Below are 13,180 nucleotides of genomic sequence, written 5' to 3'. Positions count from 1 at the left end.
ACAAAGCCATTTATATCGCTATTGTAACCTTGTCATGATTATAAGGGGAGATTGATTCAATTATTAAAAGGTAATCGCGCAAGTTCACTCAAAATCATTGTGTTAGGTACGACACACTTCTTCCACATCGACTTAAAGAAATTAACAAATACATAGCAAATTCATCATGATGGGCTTACTATCATAACTATGAGGCATGGTGAATATGCTCAAAAATGTCATTTCACGCAAAAGGATTATTGCTATGCGATTGACACTGTTATTGCTGATAAGCATTACTTTCAATGTATTCGCAAAAACTCCCCCTTCCATCGTTTTCTACTATAACGATGTCGATTCTGTGCGTGAGTTAATCAACTACGATCGCGTGGTTGTAAATGCCAATCTAATTACCGACAAGCAAATACAAACCCTACATACTGCAGGTTCACTCGTTTTCGCTTATCTCAGCGTAGGGGAATATGATGGGGAAATACTGCCAAGTACACTGGCCAGTGCCTCACCTGCCAAAAATGAAAACTGGCAAAGCCATGCCATGATGCTCTCAAGCCCAGCTTGGCAAAAACACCTGCTTGCTGAAGCAAAAAAAGTGACAAAAAGAGGCTTTGATGGACTTTTCCTCGATACTCTAGATAGTTACTATCTGTTCACTGACTCTGAAAAAGAGCAAACCCTTCAGCAACAAGCATTGGCTAAGATCATTGATAGCCTTTACCAACTCCCGACTCACCCCAAATTAATACTTAACCGCGGCTTTGAAGTGATTCCACAAATTAAAGCCCCTATCTATGCAGTTGCAGCGGAGTCACTTTACGATAGTTATCACCCTGTTGACCAAACGTATCATAAGGTCAGTGAAAGCGATCGTAATTGGCTTGCTGGTAAGTTAGCAGAGGTAAAAGCACGTAATATCGAAACCATCGCTATCGACTATATCCCCGCATCAGAACGTGAACGCCAAAAAGATGCTGCGCAACGTTTACTCGATGAAGGTTACACCCCATATATTAGTGATGGTTTGTTGTATGAATTTGGCACTAGCACGATCCAACCTGTCGCTAAACGGGTACTTGGCTTTTACGATAGCCAATATGGTGCGATGAATAGCTCACAATGCCACCGTATGATGGCGATGCCAATTGAATACAAAGGTTATGTCCCCGATTGCCAAGATGTAAATAATTTCAACTTTTCTCAGGTAGACATAAGCCGCTACGCTGCGGTTTATACATGGTTAGAACAAGCCTCTTTCCAGCGCGTACCTGCGCTATCCCTATGGCTAGATACTGTTATATTTAAAACACCCGTTTTGTTTATCAATCAACTTCCTACTGATAATGCACTGTTAGCTCGGCTTGGCATTCAAAACAGTGGTGATTTAAGTGGGAAAATCACGTTAAAAGTAGGCCATGCTTGGCTTAGAAATCGTTACCCATTGCGTTTTAGTCAGTTTGAAACTCAAGCGAAAATCACCATAGATAAAAACACAATCACACCTTTGATCACCATAGAGGATCAACAACAAAACACGTCCACGCTATTTTTTAAAGCTGGCTGGGGAGGTGCGATTTTAAACCCACTGCCTGTGGCAAGCTTGGCGAATGAGACCGAAGTCTGGCAAATTGATCCTTTTCGCTTAGTCGATGAAACCTTGCAACTACCCGTTATTCCAGCAGCAGACGCCACCACAGAGTCTGGGCGACGTATTCTAACCAGCCATGTCGATGGTGATGGTTTTCCTTCTAAAGGATGGTTTCCCGGCAAGCCCTATACAGCCGAGGTCTTACTTGAACATGTATTTAAGAAATACACTTTACCTCAAACTGTTTCAGTGATTGAAGGTGAAGTAGGTGAACGTGGCCTATACCCTAAAGAGAGTCCACAACTAGAAGCCATTGCGCGCAAAATATTTAAATTACCACATGTCGAAATTGCTTCGCATACCTTTAGTCATCCATTTTTCTGGGATTTTGATAAAGTGGTCGATTCCAGTGCGTACGGTGAAAACTTACCTATCCCTGGTTATACCGTCGATTACAACAATGAAATAATTGGCAGCATCGACTACATCAACAAAAATTTAGCCCCTAAAAATAAAAAAGCGCGATTGGTTTTATGGTCGGGCAAAGCCGATCCTAAAGAAGATATTCTCGCTATCGCTGAAAAAGCCAACTTACTTAATGTAAATGGTGGCAATACCTATGTAGTACGAGGCAATGATAACTTTACCCAAGTCTCGCCAACCATCACTTGGTACCCTTCAGCGGTTCACGTCTACGCCCCGGTACTCAACGAAAATTTATATACCAACCTTTGGACAGAACATCATGATGGGTATGGTCGTGCAGTAGAAACTTTCCAATTATTGGGCGAACCACGTCGGTTAAAAACCATTTCGATCTACTACCACATGTACTCTGGCGCTTACCCTGCCTCACTCAAAGGGCTAACCAATGTATATGACTGGGCCATTAAACAAAAAGCCACGCCATTGTATTTAAGTGAGTATGCAGAACGTGCTCGCACGCTGTATGAAACAGGACTATCAAAAACCTTATCTGGTGAATGGCTCATCACATCAACAGGCATTAAAAGTATTCGAGCGCCCTACAGACTTGGTTACCCTGTCACGCCAACGTCTGAATTAGCTGGCTGGAATCAAGGACCCGATGGCAATTATTTAATGCTGACTAAAACAAGAACGCGTTTACAGTTTTCAACAACACAATCGAACGCCCCCAGGCTACAGAGTGCCAATGCACAACTTACAAAGTGGCTAGCACAAGGAAGTACCATTCACTGGGCATTTAACAGCCATGTCCCATTCGAAATGGAATTGACCAATATGAATCACTGCACCTTACGTAGCAATAAAACACTTGCTAAAACGCAATTACCGCCAAATAGGGTGCGGTATCAATCGAACAAGAACGGTGTTTTTCAAGGCACACTCAATTGCAATAACCTGTAATTAATGCATTTTTGCCTCCACCGTAGCAGGGTTGAAGTTTATTGATATGAAAAAACGAGAGTCAGAAGACACGCATAAGAATCCGCCAAGAATACGACTGGTTAATCGGTTATCTCTGGTTATATTAACGCTCACATCACTTTGGGCGTTATGGCTGGTTGCGCCAACAAAAAGCATGTTGGTTAAGTTAATCTCTCGCTCAACATCACCTGAAGTCTCTCTCGCATTTCTGAACGAGTTAGAAAGCCACGAGCCACAAAACCGCACCATTATGTTCATGCAAGCCCAAAATCAGTATGAATTAGGCAAGGTTGATGACGCCTTACAATCACTCTCTCCTATCCTATTTTATTCAGACAATCGTCGTGATTGGCATAGCCATACTTTGTTTTTGGATATTTTATTGCAGCAGTCATACTCCGACAATACTAAGGAAAAGCAAACCGCAAATGTAGAAATAGCGAACTTTTTCTCGGATATTGATTACATTCCAGAAGCAACAACTGCGCGAAAATTTGCCGATGCTGCCATCTCGCTTGCCATGCCTAACTACGCCTTTAAATTTCTTTCTCCTCACCTACAAAGTGGAGAGACCAGTTATAAAGAGTTGATTGAACTAGCCTTACAAACGTCTGATTATGAAAACGCAGCTAAACTGCAACGTGAAGCATTCATGGAGTACCAAAGTTACGAAACTCTCGCATCGCTCATCACGTTGAATCAAAGCTCTAACAACTCAGCTGCCAACCTTGAATTTTACAAACATTACGAGGGAAAACTGGCTAATGAACCACAATATTTAATGCTAGTGATCGAGCAAGCCAAAGAGGCAGGTGAGCTCGAATTGGCAATGCAAAAATCACAGCAGTTGTTAGCTATTGCGCCTTCACCAGCGCTACAAGTAGAAACCGCGGATCTTGCCATTTCACTGGGTAATTTGCCGTTAGCAACTGAGTTATTAGCACAAGCAACCAGTCAGAACCCTACATCAGCATCTTTGGATAAGTTGCACAAGGTTTACCGCTGGCAAGGTGATATCCCGAATGCCTTTAAGACCAGCTTGGCATTACTAAAGAAAAGTGCAACTGAACCACAAATTCGAGCTGGTATCGAAGAATCAAAAGCCTTAGGTGACATCTACCATGAGGGGGTTTTCTTTGATGCACTCGCCTATGCTAATGTTCTTAAAGCTAGCGAATACGATGCGTGGCTAAATGCATTAGAAAAGGCCAAAGGCACACCTGCAGCATTGCGTAGTGTTAAATCATTGTCTGCGAAGCGACCGTATGACAGCGCTTTAGTGAGCCATAAATCGCGTCTGTACTCTTATAACAGTGATCATGCACAAGTAATAAAACAAAGAAAAGCCCTCAAGCGGTTGCGCCAACCAACCACAGAGGAAGCAGAACGTTTTGCCAACGCCTATATCTACCTCAATCAACCCGAGCAAGCGTTAGAGGTTTTGATCGAGCCATCTGATTGGCAACTTGCTGACGATGATTACCTTAAGATGGTGGCAGCCTTAGCATGGGATAGCAGCAATAAAGCATTAGCACAACGTAGCCAACAATATTTAATGCAGCGCTCAACGGCGAATATTGATGTTTATCGTTATATCCAGCTGCATGCCCCCTTTACCATCAAGGATATCGATGAGCTCACACGCTTATATCAAGAGTCTGGTAATAGTGAATTCTTACTCTTGGCCATCAGAGTCAGCAATGATGCTCAGTCATTCGATCAAATGCCCGCACTTTTTACTCTTGCTAGCAAAGATCGCTATTTGAAAAGTAATGCCGAAGTGACTTATTACCGTGCACAACTTGCCGTTAAACAAGGGCAAACTGCACGTGCGCATCAACTTTATCAGCAAGCTATCTCAACTAACACTGGTTTTCAGCCTGCTATCAATGGCTATATGTGGTGGTTAATTGCCACTAATGATCAAGACAAGCTGCGTACCCTTTATGAGAGTTATCGCCTGCCACTGGCGAATAATGCTGACTTCTGGTCTGTTTTTGCCGCAAGCGCACAACAGCTTGGCCGAAATGATGAAGCTGATCTCTGGTATCGCCGCCAAATCCAAGCGACAGATAAACCCGATGCAGCATTATTGCTGAACTACGCTTCTCTCTTGGAGTTACGTGAACAATATGATCGCGCTTATCAATTACGCCAGTATGTCGCTAAAAATATGGCAACATCTTTACTGGCGCTGCCCGATGGTGACATTTCACATCGAGCCTTAATCGCATTATTCGTTGGTGATAAAACAGCACTGAAATTGGTCGAAGCCAATACCCTCGCTCAACCAAACACGAATAATGTCGCCGAACTGATCCAATACTACCTTGCTCAAGGTCGCCCTGATGTTGCACTTTATTGGCATGAAAAAACGGCACTCAGCCAATACCAGCTACCAGATTGGCAACAACTTTCTTTTGCGATAGAGAAACACGATCGTGAAGCTATGGAAAAACTTCTCATTGAATCGCTGACCTTACCCGTTGCTGATAAAAATTACGCACTACAAGCTGTAGGTAGGCATCAACAAGCATGGCAGCAAGCTCAACAAGAAATTGGCGTACTTGCAGATGAAGTGGCCGAAAAGCAACTACGTAAGAATCATGTAAATCAACACCCGAATAAAACACACAGCGTTCGCGCCCAACAAACATCCATCACTCAGTGGAATATCAATCGCTTTAGTCTGGATTACTACGCTCCACACTACAACGGCTATTACCGCCTAGGTAGTGATTACCAACAAGCAGATACTCCTGAGCTATTAGGTAAAACGCCCATCGATGATGAATTTCGACTACGAGGCGGTTTTTATTGGCAGCAGAATGAAAGTACATGGGCTGTTAAAGCGGATCTTGCACAAGGTGTTGGCGATCAACGCCTTGGTGTATTAGCCGAATTTAACACCCAACTGAAAAGCTATTGGTCTGGTGGGATTAAATTAGGCATTAACAATCATCTCGAGGCCAGCCAATTAATGACCCTCGCTGGGCAAGATAATGTTCTCGGTATAAACGTGAACTATCAACCTACAGCGCGTGAAAATCTAGCAATGCAAGTCAGTCTTCATGATTTATCAACGCGCTTTGGTGATGATATCGGCCGTGGCTGGGACATGAATATCCGCGCCAGCGAACAATTTTTCTTTAATGACCCAGCATGGCAAGTTTATAGCGAATTTAGCATGCAACAGGTCAGCCACAGTAACGCCCCAATGAGGGGAGTTAACCGCTGGCAACAAGGATCTAGGCCACTTGCCCCCAGTGATTTTATTGCTGAGCGCTACCAAAGATTATCAATTGGTCACCGAGTGTGGCACGGGGAACCAGGAGTTCCTGGGCCAACAGCACCCTCACCTCGTTACTGGCTAGATAGTTCTGTGGGCTATAACGTAGAAGCCCAACAAATTGATATGACGTTAAGTGCCGGCCTCGGTTGGCGAATTATCGGAAATGACGAACTCTACATGGGTGTTGATTGGCAAAGCCAAGACCGAAATGGCGATGAGTCGCTAAAAGTAGCTTTTGGCTATTACTACAGTTTCTAATTAAGGAGAAGCCGGATGAAACGCATCTTACTTGCTGCTTCCATTGCAGGGTTAAGCGCCTGTTCTAGTTACCAAGTACCAGATAGCCCAGTTTTTGCGGCAAATAGTCATTGGGTCATCATGCCAATGGCAAACCACTCAAATACCCCCATGGCAGCAGAGAAAGTAGAGGAGATTCTCAATGCTCAGCTTTACGCCAAAGGGATCCGTGCCACTATATATCCAGAGCTAAACACAAATGATCTTGCTGTGATCATTGATGATTCAGCCAAACGAAGACAAGCGCAGACGTGGTTAGCATCACAACCTGCTGATTACATTATTACAGGCTCAGTGGAAGAGTGGCACTATAAAAGCGGGTTAGATGGTGAGCCTGCTGTTGGTATTACGCTCGAAATAAAATCGGCGAAAAGTAAAACAACACTTTGGCGTGCGACGGGCTCGCGTGGTGGCTGGGGTCGAGAAAGTGTTAGTGGCACTGGGCATATCGTGATCGATGAACTGCTAGATGGGGTCAACGTTGAAAACCTTGAATAGCATGGCAGCGATTGTTGATATAGAAAGAAACAAACTCTGCGAGTAGGCTTATGAATAAACTATGGCAACGCTTCATCATTGGCTTTAAAGAAGAGGGCTTTGCATGGCTGGAAACGGCCGTTATTGCATTGCTGGCAATATTTATTTGGATGAAGTCAGATTCGTTAGCCCCCACTTCTACGGATCATAATTTCTTCTGGCCTCTTTTTGGTCCACTGCTAATATCGTTACGCTATGGCTTTGCCAAAGGATTCATTTGCGCATTGATCACAACAGCTGGCTTAGCCACTGCGATGCGTATCACTGGCGTACTTGAGTTCTACCCCTTTTCATTAGCCGTTGGAACCATACTAACAGCTATGATTGCGGGAGAGTTTCGAGACTATTGGCACAATATTAATCAACGTCATATTCTTGATCATCAGTATATGAGCCAGAAACTCGATAGTTTTACAAAAAACTATCACTTGCTTAAAGTCTCACATGATCAGTTAGAACAACGCACTGCTGGTCAAACAATCAGCTTGCGGGCAAGTATTAACACCTTACAAAAGATTGCCTCCGCTCATGCAGATAAGCGTATTGAGAACATCGGGCATCCACTGCTAAACCTTCTCGCCGAAATAGGTGGTTTGCAAGTGGCTGGTCTGTACAAAGTGACCAAAAATAAAATAGACAAACAGCCTCACGCCATCATCGGGGATCACCACCAGCTCATAATCAAAGACCCGATGCTACAAGATATGTTGGCATCTAAAAAATTACTATCACCTGCAACCATAGGTGAAAATGAGATTCACAAATCCCGCTACCAACTCTGTATCCCTTTACTCGATACTATGGGCAATTTACAAGCCGTTGCGCTAGCTGAAAATGCAAAATTCTTCATGCTAACACCAGCCAATGTTGCCCTATTATCATTGGTTGCTAACCATGCGGCTGACTTGCTCAGTGATGCTTTACTCACCCCTGTTCTGAAAGCAAATCAAAGCGACCTCTTTTTGAAATACATGGCGCGCGCTAAATACAATAAACGCCATTACGGTGCTGATAGTAATGTTGTCGCCTTTGTTGATAGCTCAGGTAAACATGGTAATGTATTGAGTAGCGTAGTGAATTTCCGTCGTGGTGCTGACGTCTACTGGACTTGTAAGTCCCTGACGAACAACCCGGTGTTAGTGGTACTACTCCCGCTAACCACAACTTACGACAGCCAGCAATACATTGCCCGTGTCACCGATTTACTCAAAAACAATATCGGAGAGGCTATCAGTGATATTGATATCCTAGGGCCACTCTCTTTAGACACGGATAACGCAGAAATCACAGCCTTCATGGATGAACTAGGAGCTTATGATGAAAGCTTGGCTATTTCTTCAAACCCTAGCGTTTGAGACAATCGGCTTTTATATTCTGCTCGATAAAGAAATGACGCAGATGCATTGGGTTGGATTTATTTCAAGCCATGCCATCGCCTGCGCCAGTTTTACCTTTTTATGCTGGATTCTGCTACCAAAGAAATACAAAACGCCCGTCATTAGTTCGGTAAGCTTCTTGTTTTTCTTTAACTTTTTCTTACCACTATTTGGCATGATAGGCACAGCGGCATCCTTGCTAGTTGCCTTATACATACCAAGAAAACAAAGCCTAATCACTTGGCAAGAGTGTGAAGAGGCCCCACTACCACAAAGTCCTGGCGACTTGTCTGGTACACAATTTGGTGCGGGTGCCCTACGCGAAATTCTGCTGCATAACGACGACCCAGAGCGTCGCTTATTAGCGGTCAGTGCCATTCGTCATTTACCCAAACCCCAAGCCGTACCTTTATTGCAGCTTGCGCTGAAAGATTTGTCTGATGATGTTCGCCTATTAGCCTATGCATCACTTGAAACCATAGAATCCCAAATCAACGAAGCAATATCCCTTTTCAAAGGCCAATTCCAATACCGTGAGCAAGCCAGTAAAGCCTATGAGATAGCACAACAGTATTGGGAGTTATGTTATTTAGGGATTGCTGAGGGCGCTTTACGTAAACACTACTTAGATCAAGCTGAGCATTACCTCACTCTTGCCAATAATATTTCACCCAACGCATCCAGCTATCTATTACTTGGTCGAGTCATGTTAGAACAACAACGACCAAAGGATGCATTGCAATGCCTAACGCAAGCCATGGATGGTGGCTTAAGAGTCAAGCAAGTCGCCCCTTACCTTGCAGAAGCGGCTTACGAAGCTGGCGATTACGAAACTGCGAAATATTACATTAGCTATTTCCCTGAACAAAAAGGCGAAAAGCTAAGCCAGATAAAGGAGTATTGGGCATGAAAAAAAAGAGTGACATAGATATATGCCTGCTACTTGAAGGCACATACCCCTACGTTCGAGGAGGTGTATCGAGCTGGGTACATCAAATTATCAGCGGCTTACCCGAGTTTAACTTTCACTTAATCTTTTTAGGCGGGCATCCCGATTTTTATGATAAACCCGCTTATGATTTCCCTGATAATGTCGTGGGGTTTGACGTCCACTTCTTACTTGCAAATAACGGCAATTTGAAACCTAAAGCGCGTAAAGGAAACAGTAAACTCTTCGACGCTTGGGGGAAATTTTTATCCTTCTTTGAAAAAAATGACACGCCGATCCCTGAAGACTTACTGAAAGACGTATCTGAGTTCTTAGGCAAAAATAATCAGCTAACGCTTAGCGATTTCTTGTACAGCGAAGCTTCGTGGGAAGTGCTAACTAATAGATATATGGCGTCTGCCGAGCATCAATCCTTTGTGGATTACTTTTGGACCTATCGCAATATCTATCAACCTTTATTTATCTTATCGCAGATATCACAAAATTTACCTGATGCTAAGGTCTTCCACAGCGTCTCTACGGGCTATGCCGGTTTTCTGGGAGCGCTCTGTCAAAAACAGACAGAAAATCCATATTTGTTAACCGAGCACGGTATCTATACCAAAGAACGTAAAATCGATTTAGCACAAGCTACATGGATAAAAGACCGCCATAAGCTCATCGATATCAGCATGCATAAAGGCATGGATTTAACCCGTAAGACATGGATTCGCTTCTTTGAGCAGCTGGGGCTTACGGCTTATCATCAAGCCAATAAAATCGTCTCTTTGTTTGAGGGAAACCGACAAAGACAGCATAAAGACGGTGCGCCCGATACCCGCACTCAAGTCATTGTAAATGGCATCAATACGACGCGATTTGGCGAAGCTTATAAATTACGTCCTGATACACCACCTATGGTCGTTGGCCTTGTGGGTCGTGTTGTGCCTATCAAAGACATTAAAACTTTTATCCGTACAATTCGAGGTGCCGTCGAAACGCTGCCAGATGTTGAAGGCTGGATTATCGGCCCAACTGAAGAAGATGAGGATTATGTTCATGAATGTGAGCTCCTCATTGAAAGTTTAGGGCTAGAGAATAACGTGAAAATGCTCGGCAGCCAAAATGTCGCTGAAATCATGCCTCAACTGGGGGTCATGATGCTGACCTCTATCAGTGAAGCGCAGCCACTGGTTTTACTTGAAGCAATGGCTGCTGGCATTCCCTGTATTGCGACCGAAGTCGGTGCCTGCCGTGAAATTATTGATGGCGCAGCAGGTGAAGACGCTGCATTAGGATCATGCGGCGAAATTATTCCGATAGCGAGCCCGATTGATGGTGCTAATGCCATAACACGAGTGCTCGGCGATGCAGAACAATGGCGTAAAGCGGGTGATATTGGAAAATCCCGTGTTGTACGTTATTACGATGAAAAAATGATGTACGACTCGTACCGAAGACTCTATCAGGAGGCCATTGATGGCAGGAATCGGGTTTGAATTAAGGAAGATTCTAAAAAAGAACACCATCCTTTCAATGCTAGAGGCATACGGCCTAGCGGGGTTGATCAGCTCTGGGCCTTGGGTACTGTCGATCCTCGCATTGCTCGCGATCGGTATTTTGAGCGTCGGCTGGGTCTTTCCCACCTACGTCATTGTCCAGTTCTTAGTCTTAGTTACCTATTTGATGGCTGGCTCGCTCATCATTAGTGGCTTATTCCAGTTATTACTGACACGTTTTATCTCAGATCTCATTTTTGCCAAGCAAGAGCACCGAATTGTCCCTAACTTATTAGGATCAATGCTTGTTACCAGTGTGTTGGCAGCCCTGATCGGCGGCGGGATTATGACTTTTTCTGATCATATAGAGCCGGCGGTCAAAGTCACCATCTTCACCTCTCTGGTACTGCTCTGTAATCAGTGGTTAATCTTGATCTTCTTAAGTGGTATGAAAGAGTATTACCGTATCTTCATCACCATGATGATCAGCTATGGCTTAATGGTCGGATTAAGTTTCGTTTATACCTCCGATGGCTTACTGGGTTTGATGCTTATTTTCACCTCGTGCCAAGCATTACTGACTTTTGCGTTTCTCTATCACGTTATTCGCGACTTCCCAGCCAACCAACTGGTCTCGTTCGAATTTTTAGACCGTAAAAAAACCTTTTTTTCATTAATACTGTGTGGTTTTTTCTACAATCTGGGCGTGTGGCTTGATAAGTTCGTCTTTTGGTTTAGAGAGGAAACCTCTCACCAAGTCATTGATTTATTTCGCGCATCCTATATCTACGACTTGCCGATATTCATCGCTTACCTTGCTATTGTACCTGGTATGGCAGTATTTATGCTGCGAATGGAAACGGACTTCGCTGATGCCTGTTTAAAATTTTATGATTCAGTGCGAGAAGGAGCGACCCTTCAATCGATTTACCTGCTCAAAGATCGTATGGTTCTGGCATGTCGCCAAAGTATTTATGAGATATTCAAAGTACAAGGCATGACCCTCGCCCTATTACTACTTTGGGCTGAAGATATTCTAGTAGCATTAAACATTGACCTCTCCTACCTCCACTTACTGTATGTCGATTTAGTGGGGGTAAGTTTACAAGTGTTGGTCATGTCGATACTTAACGTGATGTACTACCTTGATAAGCGCTATTCAGCACTTGCTCTAACTGTTTTCATGGCGGTGGGGAACTACATCTTTGCACATGTCAGTATTGAACTTGGCCCTGTTTTCTATGGCTATGGCTTCGCTGTGACCATGTTACTGACAACCATTATTGGCTTAGTGATGCTTGATAAGCAGTTTAACGATTTAGAATACCAAACCTTTATGTTACAGCGCTCTTAAAGCGCCTACAGTGTACACAATTTAACAGCGCCATGGCCGTTCAGCCATGGCGCTGTTACTCAATAGCAATCAAGCAGCTCTATACTTAACTATTGTCACTATCGCTACTTTGACGTGGTTGTGTTGTTTTATGTCTACCGGATTGTGCACTCACATCCATCCACGATGAGAACTTATCAACGATATCGATAGGCATAGGGAAGATAATGGTTGAAGTGCGGTCATTCGCAATTTCCGTTAATGTTTGCATATAGCGCAACTGTACGGCATTGGGAGACTGGTTCAGCACCTTAGCGGCCTCGCTCAATTTCGCCGACGCTTCTAGCTCACCCGTCGCATGGATAACCTTAGCGCGACGAGAACGTTCAGCCTCAGCTTGACGTGCTAACGCTCTGACCATGCTGTCATCCAGATCTACATGCTTTATCTCAACATTCGCAATTTTTATCCCCCAATTGTCAGTGTGTTGATCGAGGATCCCTTGCAAATCATTGTTCAAATCATCTCTAGCAGATAACAGCTCATCAAGCTCATGCTGCCCTAACACTGAGCGTAAGGTTGTTTGTGATAACTGACTGGTTGCTTCATGGTAGTTCTCAACGTTATTGATGGCCATCTTAGGGTCAACCACACGGTAGTAGACCACGGCGTTCACCTTTACCGACACATTATCGCGAGTAATTAAATCTTGAGTTGGCACATCTAGCACGATTGTCCGTAAATCAACTCTCACCATTTGTTGGATAATCGGCACAATAATGATCAAACCCGGTCCTTTCACTTCATAAAAGCGCCCAAGCAAAAACACAACGGCCCGCTCATATTCTCGTAATACTTTGAACATGCTGGCGATCAAGGCAACTGCCAGCACTATGATGGTCGCTAACGAGTAGGTAAACATGATC

Annotated in this window: 8 protein-coding genes; 7 read left to right on the top strand and 1 reads right to left on the bottom strand. The window is 43.9% G+C overall.

Going from position 1 to position 13,180, the window contains the following annotated elements:
• Positions 1 to 244 precede the first annotated feature (244 nt).
• The 7 genes from OCU77_RS17875 to pelG are packed head-to-tail and all read left to right on the top strand — an operon-like array spanning position 245 to position 12,275.
• Positions 245 to 2,971, top strand: a complete 2,727-nt coding sequence (locus tag OCU77_RS17875) for an endo alpha-1,4 polygalactosaminidase (RefSeq protein ID WP_107302682.1) — start codon at positions 245 to 247, stop codon at positions 2,969 to 2,971.
• A 46-nt stretch (positions 2,972 to 3,017) separates the two neighbouring features.
• Positions 3,018 to 6,542, top strand: coding sequence for a tetratricopeptide repeat protein (locus tag OCU77_RS17870; RefSeq protein WP_107302683.1), 3,525 nt, complete (start codon positions 3,018 to 3,020; stop codon positions 6,540 to 6,542).
• Between the two features lie 15 nt (positions 6,543 to 6,557).
• Positions 6,558 to 7,079 carry a hypothetical protein gene (locus OCU77_RS17865; RefSeq protein ID WP_048897697.1) on the top strand — a complete coding sequence of 174 codons (522 nt, stop codon included), beginning with the start codon at positions 6,558 to 6,560 and terminating at the stop codon, positions 7,077 to 7,079.
• A gap of 50 nt (positions 7,080 to 7,129) precedes the next feature.
• The gene (locus tag OCU77_RS17860; RefSeq protein ID WP_048897696.1) at positions 7,130 to 8,473 is read left to right on the top strand and encodes a PelD GGDEF domain-containing protein; all 1,344 of its coding nucleotides are present in this window, start codon (positions 7,130 to 7,132) and stop codon (positions 8,471 to 8,473) included.
• Entirely contained in the window at positions 8,433 to 9,404 is a 972-nt protein-coding gene (locus OCU77_RS17855; RefSeq protein ID WP_144414884.1) for a hypothetical protein, read from the top strand. The genes OCU77_RS17860 and OCU77_RS17855 overlap by 41 nt, the downstream gene beginning before the upstream one ends.
• Positions 9,401 to 10,921, top strand: coding sequence for a GT4 family glycosyltransferase PelF (gene pelF, locus OCU77_RS17850; protein WP_048897694.1), 1,521 nt, complete (start codon positions 9,401 to 9,403; stop codon positions 10,919 to 10,921). Before OCU77_RS17855 ends, pelF begins: the two co-directional genes overlap by 4 nt.
• Positions 10,902 to 12,275, top strand: a complete 1,374-nt coding sequence (gene pelG, locus OCU77_RS17845; protein WP_107302684.1) for an exopolysaccharide Pel transporter PelG — start codon at positions 10,902 to 10,904, stop codon at positions 12,273 to 12,275. The genes pelF and pelG overlap by 20 nt, the downstream gene beginning before the upstream one ends.
• An 85-nt stretch (positions 12,276 to 12,360) precedes the next feature.
• Here the strand turns inward: pelG and OCU77_RS17840 are convergent, their stop codons facing one another.
• Positions 12,361 to 13,176, bottom strand: coding sequence for a slipin family protein (locus OCU77_RS17840; RefSeq protein WP_048897693.1), 816 nt, complete (start codon positions 13,174 to 13,176; stop codon positions 12,361 to 12,363).
• Positions 13,177 to 13,180: the final 4 nt, after the last annotated feature.

The organism is Photobacterium swingsii (assembly GCF_024346715.1).
GTDB lineage: Bacteria > Pseudomonadota > Gammaproteobacteria > Enterobacterales > Vibrionaceae > Photobacterium > Photobacterium swingsii.
The sequence above is the reverse complement of the archived record's forward strand: the minus strand, read 5'-3'. Positions and strand labels throughout refer to the sequence as shown.